Genomic DNA, 16174 nt, shown 5'->3' on the forward strand with positions numbered 1-16174 from the left:
TTCCGGCAGGTGAGACGCTGCCAAGTTACCTCTTAAAATAGAGAGGATTGTCGTATGTTCAATGCGATAAAAAAGATGTGTGGAACTCGGGCCAATCTGACGCAAGACTGGCATGCCAACCATTCGCGAGACCCGCAAGCGGGGCGGCCAGCACCCTATCCGCATTCCAAACCGCAGGCGTCGCTGTCAAAGCTATCCTGGGACGCCCGGTTGCCCGCCACTCGGGCACCTGTTGCAACCCCTCACCCCCCAAAGCACGGATTTCTGCGCCCATTGTTGCCGGTCCGCTCAGCCGCCATTTGCCATCCCACACAGCACCGGGTGCAGCCAACTGAGATTTCACGGCATTAAATTCCCTGCAAATCCAAACACTCCCGCCGTGTGGAACAATAAGACAACCGCCCACTGACGCCGATTGCCCATTCGCAACTGCATCCATCGCCCGATCCACTGCCGCCTGACGCGGGGGATAACCCGACCCGGCAACCCACGAGAGGATTCCCAGCAGGACACGGCGCCGAATCTCAAGGGGCAACGCGGCAAATCCGGCCCGGTTCACCCTCACGTCACTTTGATCCACTTGCGCCACGGACCGTGCGGATTCTTGCGCACAGATGCCAAGTGCCGTGTGTGCCTGCGCCAGATTGTCAGCCACGCGGGACAATGAAAGCGCATCAATTCCCAAAGGTTCTAGACCACCCAAAGCTTCGCGCGCCTTGATCCGATCGAAACGGGCATCCTGATTCGAAGGGTCGTCCACCCATGCCACGCCAGCCCCAGTCAGATAGGTGCGCAGCTGTTCACGGGCAATCCCCAGCATCGGGCGCAGTATCGTCAGCCCCCGCTGTTTCCGAATGGCCGCCATTCCGGACAGGCCCGTGACCCCGGATGATCGGCCCAACCGCATCAACAGTGTTTCCGCCTGATCATCTGCGGTGTGGCCCAGCGCAATGGCATCGATTCCGCGGCCCTTTGCCCATTCGGATAACAAATCATACCGCGCCTGACGTGCGCGGTCCTGCAAGTTGCCGGTACCGTCCCATCCCGACCAACGCAGCGTGTCATGAGGCATCCCCAACGCAGCCGCCTGCAGGGATACCGTTTCGGCCTCGCGCGCGGATTCGGGGCGCAACCCGTGGTCGACCGTGGCAACGAAAAGGGTGATAGCCTCATCCTGCGCCACATGATGCAAAAGGTGCATTAAGGCGACAGAATCGCCGCCTCCCGAAACTGCAATACCCAACTTGCGCGGAAGTGTTTCGGGTAGCCGGGCGCGAAGGTCTGCAAGTAGTTTGCTGGAGTGATGGTTCAAGTACATCCCAACGCGGTCATCTCCTGCGTGGCGTTCGAAAACTCTGGCGCAGAAGGAAAGCGTACTCCGACCTCATTAAGAGTGATGCAGGCCTGATCAGTCTGTCCCAAACGGCCAAGCGCCGCACCCAGTTCGTACAACGCCTCGGGTGCAAATGCGCCCTCGGAATCACCCGTGAAGCTGGCCAGGAATGCTCGGGCCGCTTCGCGCGTGTCGCCAATCCCTTCAAGGGCATGACCGCGTTTCAGGTTGGCTTCGGGCGCCAGCGGACTGCCGGGATAGCTTGTTTCAAACTGCGCAAACAACGTGGCAGCAGTCTGGAAATCGCCATCGGCCAACGCTTGCGAGGCTGCATCAAAATCAGCACGTTCACCTATGGCCAGTTCACCATGATCGGTCGCCGTTGGCGTTTCGATACTTGTTGGCCCGGTGATCACAGCGGCCGTGTCACCACCCAATGTCGAGGTCTCACCCAATGTCGTCAAATCGCCGCCTTCCAGTTCGACCAGCCGGAACTCAAGGTCACCGATTCGGTTGGTGCCGTCAGTGACAATGTTCTGCACCCGCTGGTTCAACTGCTCGGTTTGGCGGGTCAGGCGCTGCAATTCCGCTTCGATCGCGACAACGCGTTCTTGGACCGAACTGCCGGACAGGTTCGGTGCAGGTGAACCCGTGGTAGAAAACTCGCGTTTCAAACGCTGAATTTCCACATGTAGCACCGTTAGTTCCTGACGGATATCTGCAAGAGTTTGCTGATCCTGTGCCTGTGCAACACCAGCCGTCGCCACAACCGCCGCCAAAACCCATCCTGCAATGCGCATCATCTTACCCCAGAGTTGACCCGGTCAGAACCGTTACCGCACGGCGGTTCTTGGAATAACATTCCTCGGTGCTGCAAATCTCGATCGGGCGTTCCTTGCCATAGCTCACGGTATTCAGGCGGCTGCCCGCAACTCCGCGTGAAATCAAGTATTCTCGTGCCTCATTAGCGCGTTTGGCACCCAAACCAAGGTTGTATTCCCGTGTGCCCTGCTCATCCGCGTGGCCTTCAATCGTTGCGACAAAATCCGGATTGGCCAGCAACCAGTCTGCCTGCCCTTGCAGCACTGTTTGCGCCTCGGGCGACAAGGTCGACTGGTCAACGGCAAACAGGACACGGTCCCCGACCGTTTGCTGGAAATACGCGGGCGAGCGCGGATCACTCGGTGATCCGGGGACAATAGATCCAATGCCCCCGCTACCACCGCCGCCCAAGGCCGAGGGGTCATTACTTGTGCAGGCGGCGATCACACTCAGCGCGCCCAGCGCCAGAACTTTGCTCAATACGTTCATTTCAGGTGCCTCGTGTTATGTTTATTGCCGCCTGTCTACCACAGGGACGATTTGTTGTGAACTTTGCTGCGATCAATTCTGCAATGGGCCCCAGGAAGGATCGCTCCCCCCGTCCGGTGTACGTACCGGCCGCAGGTTCCTGCCCGAGATATCCACCGAGTAAAGCGATGCCCTACCGCTGGCCCCCTGCGTTTCGCGGGTGAACATGATGACCCGGCCATTGGGCGACCAGGTGGGGCCTTCATCCAGGAAAGACGCTGTCAGCAAACGTTCTTCTGATCCGTCGATGCGCATCACGCCGATATGGAACCGGCCCTGGTTCTGCTTGGTAAAGGCGATCAGGTCGCCTCGCGGCGACCAGACCGGCGTACCATAGCGACCCGCGCCAAAGCTGATCCGCGTGGCTTCGCCCCCGTTTGCTGCCATTACGTACAATTGCGGCGTGCCGGAGCGGTCGCTTTCAAAGACAATCCGGCCACCATCCGGCGAATAGCTGGGAGCCGTTTCAATTGCGGGCGTGTTGGTCAGGCGCGTACTTTGCCCCGAGGTGATATCCATTTTCCACAGGTCGGTATTGCCGCCCTGAATCAGCGAATAGACAATCGACCGGCCATCCGGCGAGAACCGTGGCGAAAAGCTCATGGTCCCGTCCTGCGTCTTCAGTTCCCGTGGTTTCGGGCGCCCGACTTCAGTCACGTAAATGCGCGGGCTGCCGCTTTCATAACTGGTATAAAGCAGCCGGTCACCGGTGGGTGAGAACCGGGGCGCCAGAACGATGGCGGCGCTGTCAGTCATGTACTGCACATTCGCGCCATCGTAATCCATGATCGCCAAACGCTTCAGGCGCTGGTCCTTCGGACCGCTTTCCGAAACAAAGGCAACGCGGCTGTCAAAATAACCGCCTTCACCTGTGATCCGGCTATAGACCTGATCGGCCACCTTATGCGCCATGCGCCGCCACCCGTCGGTGGTACCTGCCAGTTGAAGGCCATTGCCCAGTTCCTGGCCCGAAAACACATCCCACACCCGGAACCGGACCGTCAGTTTCTGACCGGACACATTGACAGCGCCCGTGATCAGGGCGTCAGCGTTGATCGCCTTCCAATCCGCAAACTGAACCGGAGCTTCGAAGCTGCTGACCCGGCTGATGAACGCATCCGAGGATATCTCGCGGAACAACCCGGTCCCGGTCAGGTCAGCCGCCACCACGCGTGAGATATCTTGCGCGAACTGAGCTGCGGCCGGGCCGTCCGGCACAAAATTCGGAACGGCAAAGGGCAAGGGTTCGATAATCCCCTCATCCAGTTCCAGACGCAAAGGCCCGCTCTGTGCATAAACCGGCGCAGACATCAATGTCAGGCCGACAAAGAGGCTGGTCAGAAGCTTCATCATTTGATCCGCATCCTCTCGGGGTTAAATGTAATCTCAACATCCTGCCAATGTTCGTATTTGTCAGCAGGCAAATCATATCCTTTGGCCCCGCAGCGCAAAATTGCACGTCGCGCAGCCTCGTAGGCCTGTTTAACGGCTCCCGCCGAGCCGCCAGAGCTGTCCAGCATCCGAACGCTGCCGCCGACGACCGTACCATCACGGTTCAACGAAAACGCGACAACAACCACAGTGTTCAGCGCATCTGTGGACAAGGAACCCACATTCCAACATCCAGAGACGGCCAGTCGCATCGCGTCTTTCTCTCCGCTGGTCAGCGGTGGACCAGAAGGTTCGGACCCGCTGCCCAAGGCTTCGGCCAGGGCGTCGTTAATTGCCGTTTCATCGGTTTGTTTTTCAGGTTCCGGGGTCGCTTCAGGCGTTTTGGCCACAGCGGGTTCGGATGGCGGCCTTGGCCGGTTTGGGCGCACGCGCGGCCGCGGAGATGTCAGGGGCGACTGTTCCTTGGTTTCCTCGGCCTCGGTCACAATCTCCGGGGCTGCCTCTTGCGGCGCGGTCTGATCCTGCTGTTCCTGCTGAACTTCTGCGCCTTCATCCAGGGATACCGGCGGCGTTTCAAAATCATCAGGTTTTGCCTCGGGCGGTGGCGGAGCTATTGCCTCGGGCGCGACGCGATCCGAGGGGCGCGGCTGTGCCTCCGGACCAGGCGGCGCAGGCTGTGCAACAGGCTCGACCTGAGGGTCCGTCAGAACCGGAGGCTCGTCAGGAACCTCGGGTTCTGGCGGCGCTTCCACGATGACAGGCTCTGGCTCTGGTTCTGGTTCAGCCGGTGCAACAGGTTCAGGGCGCGGCTGTTCGTCAATCACGGATTCCGGCGGTTTGGTAACAGCCTCCGGTTGGGGCGGTTGTTGCAACGCGGTCGGCACTTCGGGGACTTCCGGCGCATCCCGCTGGGCAGTCATCGCCGCGAATTGTTCAGCCGTGATCACTGAGACGTCCTGCACAGCCATCGGCAACGGTTCGGACCTGAAGGTGCCGCCGAACATCGCCCATCCGATCAGGCTGACATGCGCAATCGCTGAAATCTTGGTGCCGGTATCCACCGTGCGACCTCACTCTCCACCTTCATCCAGCGTCGGCCCACCGGTATCGGTCACAAGGCCAACGTTGGAAAAACCGCCCGCGTTCAGTGCACCCATGACCTGCATCACCTGTGCATAAGGGATTGCGCCATCGGCCCGCAGGAAAACCCGGTCGCTGCTCCGCTCTGCCGCAATGGCACGCAGCTTGCCAATCAACTCTTCGCGCAACACATCGGTGGTCTGGATCTGCACGCGGCCGTCTGCGGTCAGAGTCACGGTCAAAGGCTCTTCGTTGTCGCCGGGCAGCGCACTGGCCGCGGTCTTGGGCAGATCGACCGGAACACCAACCGTCAGCAATGGCGCGGCCACCATGAAGATGATCAGCAATACCAGCATGACATCCACGAAAGGGGTCACATTGATCTCGGCCATCGGCTGCGCGCGACCGCGACGCCGACCACGTCTGCGCCCATTGCCGCCCGAAGATTGCTGGATCGCAGCGCCCATCTTCAGCTGTCCAACTGGCGCGACAGGATGGTTGCGAATTCATCCGCAAAGGCTTCATAGCCGCCAACGATCCGGTCACTATCTGCGCTGAGTTTGTTGTAGAAAATCACCGCCGGGATCGCCGCCAAAAGGCCCAACCCTGTCGCCATCAACGCCTCGGCGATGCCGGGAGCCACCACAGCAAGGTTAGTGTTTTGCTGCTCGGCAATCTCGATGAACGCATTCATGATGCCCCAAACGGTGCCAAACAGCCCGATAAACGGAGCTGTGGAGCCAACAGTCGCCAGAATGGGAAGCCCTTTTTGCAAGGTTTCCGCCTCTTTCGCGATGGCGACATCCATCGACCGGTCGATACGCGCGGTTGCCCCGGCAATCAGCCCGCCATCATTGCGATGCGACCTGCGCCATTCGATCATGCCTGATGCAAAGATCTTTTCCGAGCTGCCATCCGGCTGGGTTCCGATCTGCTCGAACAACTCATCCAACGGGTTGCCCGACCAGAAGCTTTCATCAAAAACCTGCGCCTCGCGTCGGGCCGCGCGATAGTTGATCAGCTTCTGAATGATGATCCCCCAGGACCATATGGATGCGCCGGTAAGTACCAGCATCACCAGTTTGACGATAAAGGTCGCGCGGGCAAACAGCCCCCACATGGAGAAGTCGATCTCCTGCGCCAGCGCCAGCGTTTCAGCTTCCATGAACCTGCTCTTTGTTTTGCCTGATGGCCGTTCGTTTGGCCTTGTTTTGCCAAACGCTATCTCAGTTGGTCATGAAAAGCCAACAGAACCACCCACGGTCCGCAAATTGTTACATCAATGCGCGAATCTCTGCCGGCAAACGGATCGGCTTGCCTGCTTTATTGATGCAAACGGCCGTGACTGTTGCACGAAATATTTCGGTCTCACCGCGTCGGACAAGCTGTGCCATGGTCAGACGCACGCCCGAGATTTCGGTAACTTCGGTTTCGACAATCAATTCATCATCGAACCTTGCAGGCGCCAGATACTCGGCCTCGAGCCGCCGCACGACCCAAACAATGCCTTCTTCTCGCATGGCGTTTTGGTCATTGCCCAGATTACGCACCCAGTCCGAGCGCGCGCGCTCGATATAGCGCAGGTAGTTCGCATGATAGACAACCCCACCCATGTCGGTGTCTTCATAATACACGCGGATGGGGTAGGTGTGTTTCATTGCAACGTCTCCAGACGGGCAAACAGCCTTAACGCGTGCGAGGCATCCTGTGCCGCCCGTGGCAAAACCGGATCATAGGCCGCCCGGATCAAGGACGCGATGTCGGGACGCAGGATCGTGGCCTCACCTGCGATTGCCAGTGGAGATTGATTGCGAAATGCAGTGTCCGACCAGAGCAAGATTGTCTGCACGACCTGATTGAGCGCAAGGGTTTCAGCCGGAACCTTCGACAATTCTTTGTCCATGCGCAGAAACACAAACGCCGCGCGGATCGCGCCATCTTCTTCGAACCGGAAAATGCGGTACTGGTTTGCATCTGCCGCGACCAGCCGCGCAACCAAAGGTTCCAGATCCGGGACCAGACGATCAAGGTCCGGTACTTCCAGCAGCTCCTGCCAGTCGCGGAAAAAGAAAACCATGCAATTCGCGCCAAGTTCAGGGTCCGTCTCGGCCATTTGGTGACCGGCCAGCGTGACAACAGCTTCAAAAGCCCCCTTTACGGTGGCTAGCGTCTCGTCTTCAACGCCGAAAACGATCGGAACAACAGGCCGTCCCCAGCGCGCAAACAAAAACTCGCCGCTTTCGCGTGTGAACAGCGCCTCAATTTCTTCCGGTGTCACCGCCAGCCCTTCATCTTTTTAAAAATACTCTCGCCGAAAGGCATAAAATCTAAGTGCGCGGGCTTCAACCGAACAGATCGCTTTGCCGCTTGGGCACGGCCATCCCAAGATGCGTCCACGCCTTCTGCGCCAACATCCGCCCGCGCGGAGTACGCTGGATTAGCCCCTGTTGCAGCAAATAGGGCTCGATCACCTCCTCAAGCGAGTCGCGGCTTTCGGACAGCGCGGCAGACAGGGTTTCAATCCCAACCGGGCCGCCTGCATAGTTTTCGGCAATCAGCTTCAGATACCGCCGGTCCGCACCATCAAGACCCAGATTATCAACGCCCAGACGGGTCAAGGCACCATCGGCCAGGTCACGTGTGATCCGCCCGTCCCCTTCGACAATCGCGAAATCCACAACGCGTCTCAGCAATCGCCCGGCGATACGCGGGGTTCCACGCGACCGGCGCGCGATTTCGCGCGCACCATCGTTATCCGCGGGCGCGCCCAGTTTCCGCGCGTTCCGGGTGACGATTTCGTGCAACTCATCCACCGTGTAGAACTGAAGCCGGGTCGGGATACCAAACCGGTCACGCAAGGGCGTTGTCAGCAGGCCCATCCGCGTGGTGGCCCCCACCAGTGTGAATGGCTGCAATTCGATCCGAACGGTGCGCGCAGCAGGACCTTCGCCGATAACAAGATCCAGCTCGAAATCTTCCATGGCCGGGTACAGCACTTCCTCCACAACCGGGTTGAGCCTGTGAATCTCGTCGATGAACAGCACGTCACGCGATTCAAGATTGGTCAGGATCGCTGCCAGATCCCCCGCCTTGGCCAGAACCGGGCCTGAGGTCATGCGGAAGTTCACTCCCAATTCACGCGCCATGATCTGCGCGAGGGTCGTTTTGCCCAACCCCGGAGGTCCGTGAAACAAGGTGTGGTCCATCGCCTCGCCGCGTTGCCGGGCTGACTGGATAAAGATGCGCAAGTTGGCGCGCGCCTCAGCCTGACCAATGAATTCATCAAGCCCCTGAGGACGCAAGGCGCGGTCATTGTCTTCCGGCAGGGGCTCCGGGCGCAGGGTGGGATCAGCGTCAACCATTCACTTACCCTTTCGGAGCCAGCAGCCTGAGGGCCGCGCGGATCAGATCAGCCTCGTCCGCATCCGGCTGGCTTGCAGCCGCTTCAGCCACAGCGCCCGCCGCGTCGGACGGCCCATATCCAAGATTGGCCAGCGCCGACAACGCCCCGGCAGACGCGGCCGCAGCACCTGATGGCGGTTTCGATACACGTCTAGGTGCGGGCGTAGAATCATTCGGCTCAACAACCTCAAGTTCCGGGCCGTCCAGCGCCTGAGTAATCGTGCCACCCATGGCCATCACACCCGGCGCCTTGTCCTTGAGGTCCAACACGATCCGCTGGGCTGTTTTTGGCCCGACCCCCTTGGCCGCCTTTACCGCACCCCAGTCCCCCAGGGCAATTGCGCGGCTGACACCGTCGGGTCCCAATGCACTCAGGATCGCCAGCGACACCTTCGCGCCGACCCCCTGGACCGAGCACAGCAGGCGATGCCACTCTTTCTCGACAAGCGACAGAAACCCGTAAAGCTGCATCAGGTCTTCGCGGACAACCATGTCAGTGTAGATCGAGACCGCCTCGCCCACCCCCGGCAATGCCGCCAAGGTCCGGTCGGAACAATAGACAAGATAGCCGACGCCCCGGACATCGATCAGCACATGATCTGCCGAACGATAATCCAGCCGCCCTGTCAGTTTTCCGATCATTCCCGCACCTCTTTCACACGCGCCTGTTGCGTCTTTCCGTAATAGGCGTGGCAGATTGCAATCGCCAGTGCATCCGCCGCGTCGGCCCCTTTCGGCAAACAGCCCGGCAATTGCAGTTTGACCATGTGCATAACCTGCTCTTTCTCGGCATGACCCACGCCCACCACGGTCTTTTTGACCCGATTGGGTGCATATTCCCCCACCGGCAGACCGGCCTGTGCCAGCGTCAGCAACGCCACGCCACGCGCCTGCCCAAGCTTGAGGGTTCCGGCCCCGTCCTTGTTCACGAATGTCTGTTCGATAGCAGCCTGATCGGGCCTGTGATCCGCAATCACTTCGACAATCTGATTGTGCAGCGACAGCAACCGCTCGCCCAGATCGTCGCCATCCGATTTGCATAATCCATTGGCCACATGGCTCAGGCGGCTGCCATTTGATTCGATGACGCCCCATCCCAGGGTTCTAAGCCCCGGATCGATGCCCAGAATTCGCATGTTTTGCCTCGGCCTGCTCGGGTTGTGTGATCTTTTTTCAACGCCTAGCACGAAGCGTGAACATTTTCCAAGCGAATTGACCCCAGGGCTGAAAACGACACGCGTGTTTCAGGCGCGACTTCGGGCGCGTTTTGCGACCCAGTGAAGTCTGAATTCGACACTTTCTCAAAGGCTTTTTCACCAATTGTTTAAGGGGATTACAACTTCGTGAAGCCTTGCAGAAAACGCATAGGACACATGCAAAAACTGAACTTGTGCGAACGAAATGGCGGCACTAGATGCCCCGCAGATCGCAGAAATGCAATGTGAACACTAACCAGAAGGAAACAGGATATGGCTGCACTGGACACAACCCGCGTCGCTACCACTGGCTCGTTCGGCCTTGTTGGCCGTATCGGCGCATTTTTCGTATCGGCCGTTAACGCCGCAGTTGAATGGAATGACGCCCGCGTAACCCGCAACGCGCTGACCGGTCTGACCGACCGCGAACTGGATGATATCGGCCTGTGCCGTGGTGACATCGACATCATTGCCGAAGGTCGCCGCTAAGAACCGACCCCAACACTTATATGCCCCTTCCTCCTCCCTTGAGGGGCACACAAAAACACCGCGCACCTTAAGGGTACGCGGTGTTTTTTAATCCGAGGGAGCGGATTAGTAGAAAACTTTGTTCAGCTGAGTGGCGAGGGCTTGCGACACAGGATCGATTTGCATCACCCAGGCACCGGCTTTTTCGACTGGTGTGCCTTCGTTCAGGCTGTCGATCCGATATTGATAGCCGGTGGGACTAAGGTGGGACAAAAGAAATGCTTTGAAAGCGAAAAAACCCACAAGCGTAAGCAACAGCACCTTTGCTGGCACCGCCGAGCTCACCCGCTGCGGCCTCATCACAACCAGGCCATCCTTGCGCATCGTCGCACGATAGCCACGGCTCATCTTTTGGTGTTTCTTGTTCAGGCGATTTACGCGCTGATTGAACTCCAGTTGTTTACCCGTCATGGCAGCCTCCAAAAACCGCCCCCCTCGACTTCATTCAGAAAACGGTAAAAAGAGATTGCGACAAAAACGTGGCAAAAACCTATAAAACTCCTGCAAATGGCCTAATTCGCGCCCTGTTTGGTTAAAATTAGGGTCGTCCACTCACCAATCTCGGCCCTATAGGTCTGATCGAACCCGTTTTGTGAATAAACGGAAACCAAGTCATCGGCCTGTTCGTTAAGGATTCCCGACAGGATCGCATGCCCACCTGGGCGGAGATTCGCTGCCATTTCGGGTGACAAGGCCACCAGAGGCCCTTTGAGAATATTGGCAAAGATTAGATCGTATGGCGCGGGCGCCTTGAGGTCGGGATGATCGAAACCTGCGGCTTCAACACACCGAACCGCGCCGGACATACCGTTTGCCTTCAGGTTGGCTTCGGCCACTTCAACGGCCACTTCGTCGATATCGCTGGCAATGAAATCACCATCCCATACCCGGGCTGCCGCCATGGCCAGTACGGCCGTGCCGCAACCGATATCCGCTACTTTCGAGGCACTGAACCCTTCATCCAACAACCGGTCCAGAGCTTTCAGACATCCCAGCGTGGTACCGTGATGCCCGGTGCCAAAGGCCATTGCCGCCTCGATCAGCAGTGGAATGCGACCGTCGGGCAGATTGTCGGCATCGTGGCTGCCATAGACAAAAAAGCGGCCCGCCTCAACCGGGGCAAGCTCGCGCCGCACATGGGCCACCCAATCGGTTTCAGGCAATTCCGACACAACAAAAGGTTTGGCTTCAAAGGCAACTGCCAGAACGGCCAGTGCGGCCTCGTCAGGGGCTTCGGTGAAATATCCACCCACTTCCCACAGGCCCGAGCCATCTTCGACCTCGAACACACCGACGCCGGTTGGTTCGGGCTCCAGCCGCTCCATCGCTTCGCCCAGACCTTCGGCGGCTTTCTTACCTGTCAGCGTGGTCAGCGCAGCGAATGTGGGCATGGGGAACTCCTGTTTCAGTTGGCACTGCGCGTAGGACGGTGCGCCGCCAACGTCAAGCTTGCGACCTATTCCGCCGGGGCTGGCGCGTATTTGCTCAGGACGGTCTCATTGCCCGGTTCCGGGTGGCGTGGAACCAGCAGGGACAGCAGCAGAGAAACGACCGCCATCGCCGCCGCTAGGCCAAATACGGCGCCTGGCGACATGACCCAGAGCAAACCCAGCAACGCGGGCAGGAAAACAGCAGCGATATGGTTGATCGTGAACGCGACTGCGGCAGTTGGCGCAATATCCGCCGGATCGGCGATTTTCTGGAAATAGGTTTTCAGCGCCAGCGCCAGCGCAAACAGCACATGGTCGATGACATAGAGCGTCGCCGCCAACAGCACGCCCCAGCCAAACCAGTAGATGCCACCATAGGCTGCGAACACGATCGCCAGACCGGTGTATTCAAAGATCAACGTGCGCCGTTCGCCAAACTTGGCCACCGCTTTACCCAGCAACGGAGCAACCATCATGTTGATCATCAGGTTGATCAGATACAGGCTGGTCAGCTCATGCACTTCAAAGCCGAACTTCTCGACCATCATGAACCCGGCAAAGACGACAAAGATCTGTCGCCGCGCACCGGCCATGAATTGCAGCGCGTAATATAGCCAGTATCGACGGCGCAGGATCAGTTTCTTGGTTTGCGGTGTGGGGGCATCGAATTGCGGGAAGGCGAACAGGCAAAACAGGGCTAGCAAAGCTGTTGCACCGCCAGCAGCCATGAAGACAAAGTTATAGGACAGATCGAACCGCTCCCAGGTCAGAACGATCAGCCCGTAAACCACCATCGTTGCAGCCGAGCCCATTGCGACCAGCCATCCCAATATCTGCGGCGCGCGATCCTTGGGAAGCCATTGCAACTGAAGCGACTGGTTTACAGTCTCATAGTAATGAAACCCGATTGAACTGAACAAGGTCACGAACAGCAATCCGCCAAGGCTTGGGAACCAGGCCGTAAAAGCCGTTGCGACCCCAAGCATCATCAGCGAGATCATGGCCAGCACCTGCTCGCGAATGAAAATGATGACGGCAATCACGCCGACCGCCAGAAAGCCCGGAATCTCGCGCACCGTGTGTAGCAGGCCGATATCGGCCCCGTCGAAATTCGCTGCCTCAATGACGAAGTTGTTCAACAGCGCGCTCCACGCATTAAACGCGATGGGCATGGTCAAGGCCATCACGAACAGAAGCGTGACAGGACGACGCCAGAACGGAAGGCTCTGCGCCTCGGCAAGGGGCATAGGTTTCAGCATGAGAATCCTCTACGCCCATTTCCCAACTTTGGCGAGGGGGAAGCGACCGGCGCACAATGGCCCTGCGTTAATGCAGACGTCACCGTCAGTAAAAGCTTTGTGGATCGATATCGACGGTCAGGCGGATATCGCCTTTCAGGCGTAACGGGGCAATCCAACGGGCGATAGCATCCTGGATTGGCGCGCCCTTGGGTGCCTTGACCAACAGGCGGACACGGTGACGTCCGCGAATACGGGCAATCGGCGCCGGGGCGGGGCCAAACACCTGTGCACCGATCTGGCGCAATGGACCGTCGTTGCGCGCCATGGCATTGCCGATGTCAAAGACCGGGCCGACCTCTGGCCCTGACAGAACAATCCCTGCCATACGTCCATAGGGTGGCACACCGGCCGCTTGCCGACCGGCGGCCTCGGCCTTCCAAAAGCCCTCTTCGTCCCCCGACAGAATCGCCCGGATCACCGGATGTTCCGGCTGAAAAGTCTGTAACAGCGCCTGCCCCGGTTTTTCAGCCCGACCGGCACGCCCCGCAACCTGCCGCATCAACTGAAATGTTCGCTCGGCAGCCCTCAGGTCTGCGCCATGCAGACTTAGATCCGCGTCGATCACCCCCACCAATGTCAGCTTGGGAAAGTTGTGCCCCTTGGCCACCAGCTGCGTTCCGACAACGATATCGGCATCCCCGGCCGCAATCTCTTCGATCTTGGCCTTTAGTGCGCGGGCTGAGCCGAAAAGATCAGAACTTAGCATGGCAATTTTGGCCTCGGGGAAGGTCACCTCGGCCTCTTCGGCCAAACGCTCAATGCCCGGCCCCACCGGAGCCAGCTTGCCCTCGACCCCGCAGGAAGGACAGATCTCGGGCATCGGCTTGGTCTCGCCGCATTGGTGGCACATCAGGCGCTTCAGGAATCTGTGTTCGACCATGCGCGCGTCGCAATGGTCACAAGCGATCTGTTCCCCGCAGGCGCGGCACAGGGTTACAGGAGCATATCCCCGACGATTGATGAACAAAAGCGACTGCTCGCCTTTCTCGATCCGCTGCTGCACCGCTTGCCGCAAAGTCGGAGATATCCACGTTCCGGCCTGCATCTGTTCGGCCCGCATGTCGATGGGCTTCATCTCGGGCAACACTGCCGCCCCGAAACGCGAAGTCAGGTCGATCCGATCATATTTACCTGTCTCAGCATTTGCCCAGCTTTCCAGCGATGGGGTTGCGCTGGCCAGAATCACCCGCGCGCCGCAGATGGCCGACCGCAAGACCGCCATGTCACGCGCGCTGTAATGCACCCCGTCTTCCTGCTTGTACGAGGTGTCGTGTTCCTCATCCACCACGACCAGCCCCAGATCGCGAAATGGCAGAAACAGGGCTGACCGCGCGCCAACAACCAGTTGAGCTTCCCCCTGCCCGACCATCCGCCAGACCCGCCTGCGTTCAGTCATGGTCGCGCCCGAATGCCACTCGGCAGGGCGCGCGCCAAACCGCGCTTCAACCCGTGTCAGGAATTCTGCGGTCAGCGCAATTTCAGGCAAAAGGACAAGCGCCTGCCGCCCCATGCGCAGCGCTTCGGCCACGGCCTCCAGATAGACTTCGGTCTTGCCGGAACCCGTCACGCCTTTCAGCAGCGTCGTGCCGTAATTCCCCGCCCGTTGCCCGGCGCGAAGCTGCGCAACCGCACTTGCCTGATCTTCGGTCAGGTCCTTTCCCGGTAAATCGGGATCAAGATGCGGATACGGCAGGTCGCGCGGGCTGTCTTCTTCACGAACCGCGCCTTGCTTGACCAAGCCTTTGACAACGGACGAAGTTACCCCTGCCTGTTCCGCCAGTTCCTTTAACGTGAATGCCAACCCGCCATAGTCGCGCAACACGTCAAGTACACGGGTTCTGGCGTCGGTCATCCGGTCTGGCAGGGTGGCTCCCAAACGATAGATCTTGCGCATGGACGGCGGGTCGCCCAGCCCCGGCGCGCGGGTCGCCAGCCGCAGCATCGCGGGCATCGGTGTCAGAGTATAGTCGGCAACCTTGCCGAGGAATGCCCGCATTTCCTCGCGCATCGGTGCAACTTCCAGCACACGGATCACCGATCGCGCCTTGTTCAGATCGAAACCGCCCTGCCCCGGCCCCCAGACCACGCCCAACACCTTGCGCGGACCAAGTGGCACCTCGACAAACGCACCCAGAAAGCACCCTCCTTCGGGCGCTTTGTAATCCAACGTCCGGTCAAGCGGTTGCGTTGTCAGCACCGCAATCAGCTCTCCCTCGTCGAAAAATCCGTTAGCGCTCACAGCATATCCTTTGCAGGGGGTTCCAGCATGGCTCTCTTTGAGGTAAAGCCATCCGCGACCAAGGCCAACCCATCAAAGGACTGCCCTCATGAAATTCTTCGTAGACACTGCAGAGATTGACGCCATCGCTGAACTGAACGATCTGGGCATGGTGGACGGCGTGACCACCAACCCCTCGCTGATCCTGAAATCGGGCCGCGACATTCTGGAAGTGACCAAAGAGATCTGCGATCTGGTCGACGGTCCCGTTTCCGCCGAGGTTGTCGCGACCGAAGCTGACGACATGATCGCCGAAGGCCGCAAGCTGGCCAAGATTGCCCCGAATATCGCAGTGAAGGTTCCGCTGACATGGGCCGGTCTGAAAACCTGCAAGACGCTCAGCGATGAAGGACAGATGGTCAACGTCACCCTGTGCTTTTCGACCAATCAGGCGATTCTGGCTGCAAAAGCGGGTGCGACCTTCATCTCGCCCTTCATCGGTCGTCTGGACGATATCAACCTGGATGGCATGGATCTGATCGCCGACATCCGTCAGGTCTATGACAATTACGGATTCGAAACCGAAATTCTGGCCGCTTCAATCCGCACCGTGAACCACGTTACTGAAAGTGCCCGCATTGGTGCCGACGTCATCACCGCGCCGCCAGCCGTGATCAAGAAACTGGCCGATCACCCGCTGACTGACAAAGGTCTGGAAACATTTCTGGCAGACTGGGCCAAAACCGGTCAGAAAATCCTCTGATCTGGTGTGCAACCGCGCGGCGCTATCAGGCGCCGTGCCCGGCCCAACGGCCCAAAGCCTGATCTGCGATCAGGCGTGGCAGGCGGGAGCCTATCCGCCACAGCATCCGGGGAAATCCACTCTTGCGTGCATTTTTCCCAAGGCAAATCCGGTTCGGCATGCTATAAGCCGCCCAACAAAA

Annotated in this window: 18 protein-coding genes; 2 read left to right on the forward strand and 16 right to left on the reverse strand. The window is 59.0% G+C overall.

Features of this window, described 5'->3' with window-relative positions; all coding sequences use genetic code 11:
• Positions 1–58 precede the first annotated feature (58 nt).
• From tilS to ruvC, 12 genes are all read right to left on the reverse strand, one after another.
• Positions 59–1318 (reverse strand): tRNA lysidine(34) synthetase TilS, encoded by a 1260-nt coding sequence (gene tilS, locus AC2FLZ_RS04805; RefSeq protein ID WP_480473727.1) that lies wholly within the window; start codon positions 1316–1318, stop codon positions 59–61.
• On the reverse strand, positions 1309–2133 hold the full coding sequence (ybgF, locus tag AC2FLZ_RS04810) for a tol-pal system protein YbgF (RefSeq protein WP_480476809.1): 825 nt from the start codon (positions 2131–2133) through the stop codon (positions 1309–1311). The genes tilS and ybgF overlap by 10 nt, the downstream gene beginning before the upstream one ends.
• A gap of 4 nt (positions 2134–2137) precedes the next feature.
• On the reverse strand, positions 2138–2644 hold the full coding sequence (gene pal, locus AC2FLZ_RS04815) for a peptidoglycan-associated lipoprotein Pal (protein ID WP_480518818.1): 507 nt from the start codon (positions 2642–2644) through the stop codon (positions 2138–2140).
• Positions 2645–2716: 72 nt separating this feature from the next.
• The gene (gene tolB / locus AC2FLZ_RS04820) at positions 2717–4036 is read right to left on the reverse strand and encodes a Tol-Pal system beta propeller repeat protein TolB (protein WP_480473729.1); all 1320 of its coding nucleotides are present in this window, start codon (positions 4034–4036) and stop codon (positions 2717–2719) included.
• Positions 4033–5136 carry a cell envelope integrity protein TolA gene (tolA, locus tag AC2FLZ_RS04825; protein WP_496881887.1) on the reverse strand — a complete coding sequence of 368 codons (1104 nt, stop codon included), beginning with the start codon at positions 5134–5136 and terminating at the stop codon, positions 4033–4035. Before tolA ends, tolB begins: the two co-directional genes overlap by 4 nt.
• 9 nt (positions 5137–5145) lie before the next feature.
• Positions 5146–5622 (reverse strand): protein TolR, encoded by a 477-nt coding sequence (gene tolR, locus AC2FLZ_RS04830; protein ID WP_480473731.1) that lies wholly within the window; start codon positions 5620–5622, stop codon positions 5146–5148.
• 2 nt (positions 5623–5624) lie between these two features.
• Entirely contained in the window at positions 5625–6320 is a 696-nt protein-coding gene (tolQ, locus tag AC2FLZ_RS04835) for a protein TolQ (RefSeq protein WP_209505518.1), read from the reverse strand.
• Positions 6321–6429: 109 nt separating this feature from the next.
• Positions 6430–6813 (reverse strand): tol-pal system-associated acyl-CoA thioesterase, encoded by a 384-nt coding sequence (ybgC, locus tag AC2FLZ_RS04840; RefSeq protein ID WP_480518814.1) that lies wholly within the window; start codon positions 6811–6813, stop codon positions 6430–6432.
• The gene (locus AC2FLZ_RS04845) at positions 6810–7433 is read right to left on the reverse strand and encodes a hypothetical protein (RefSeq protein WP_496822080.1); all 624 of its coding nucleotides are present in this window, start codon (positions 7431–7433) and stop codon (positions 6810–6812) included. Before AC2FLZ_RS04845 ends, ybgC begins: the two co-directional genes overlap by 4 nt.
• Before the next feature lie 64 nt (positions 7434–7497).
• Complete coding sequence (ruvB, locus tag AC2FLZ_RS04850; RefSeq protein ID WP_480605015.1) at positions 7498–8517, reverse strand: Holliday junction branch migration DNA helicase RuvB; 1020 nt, start codon at positions 8515–8517, stop codon at positions 7498–7500.
• 4 nt (positions 8518–8521) lie between these two features.
• The gene (ruvA, locus tag AC2FLZ_RS04855; RefSeq protein ID WP_496881888.1) at positions 8522–9199 is read right to left on the reverse strand and encodes a Holliday junction branch migration protein RuvA; all 678 of its coding nucleotides are present in this window, start codon (positions 9197–9199) and stop codon (positions 8522–8524) included.
• On the reverse strand, positions 9196–9693 hold the full coding sequence (gene ruvC / locus AC2FLZ_RS04860; RefSeq protein ID WP_496881889.1) for a crossover junction endodeoxyribonuclease RuvC: 498 nt from the start codon (positions 9691–9693) through the stop codon (positions 9196–9198). The genes ruvA and ruvC overlap by 4 nt, the downstream gene beginning before the upstream one ends.
• A 333-nt stretch (positions 9694–10026) precedes the next feature.
• Here ruvC and AC2FLZ_RS04865 point away from each other — a divergent pair, with 333 nt between their 5' ends.
• Positions 10027–10242: a DUF1127 domain-containing protein gene (locus AC2FLZ_RS04865; protein ID WP_480483975.1), complete on the forward strand. Its 216-nt coding sequence runs from the start codon at positions 10027–10029 to the stop codon at positions 10240–10242.
• Positions 10243–10347: 105 nt separating this feature from the next.
• On the opposite strand, the gene AC2FLZ_RS04870 is transcribed toward AC2FLZ_RS04865, so the two are convergent.
• The 4 genes from AC2FLZ_RS04870 to AC2FLZ_RS04885 all read right to left on the reverse strand — a co-directional run bounded on the left by AC2FLZ_RS04870 (position 10348) and on the right by AC2FLZ_RS04885 (position 15251).
• A complete protein-coding gene (locus AC2FLZ_RS04870; protein WP_480473739.1) occupies positions 10348–10704 on the reverse strand; it encodes a hypothetical protein in 357 nt (118 codons plus the stop codon).
• Between the two features lie 89 nt (positions 10705–10793).
• On the reverse strand, positions 10794–11672 hold the full coding sequence (locus AC2FLZ_RS04875; protein ID WP_496881890.1) for a 50S ribosomal protein L11 methyltransferase: 879 nt from the start codon (positions 11670–11672) through the stop codon (positions 10794–10796).
• A gap of 65 nt (positions 11673–11737) precedes the next feature.
• The gene (locus tag AC2FLZ_RS04880; protein ID WP_480473741.1) at positions 11738–12970 is read right to left on the reverse strand and encodes an MFS transporter; all 1233 of its coding nucleotides are present in this window, start codon (positions 12968–12970) and stop codon (positions 11738–11740) included.
• Between the two features lie 85 nt (positions 12971–13055).
• Positions 13056–15251 (reverse strand): primosomal protein N', encoded by a 2196-nt coding sequence (locus AC2FLZ_RS04885; protein ID WP_480554493.1) that lies wholly within the window; start codon positions 15249–15251, stop codon positions 13056–13058.
• 88 nt (positions 15252–15339) lie between these two features.
• Here AC2FLZ_RS04885 and fsa point away from each other — a divergent pair, with 88 nt between their 5' ends.
• On the forward strand, positions 15340–15993 hold the full coding sequence (gene fsa / locus AC2FLZ_RS04890) for a fructose-6-phosphate aldolase (RefSeq protein ID WP_209505487.1): 654 nt from the start codon (positions 15340–15342) through the stop codon (positions 15991–15993).
• Positions 15994–16174 lie beyond the last annotated feature (181 nt).

Source organism: Ruegeria sp. YKSF131, assembly GCF_059612645.1.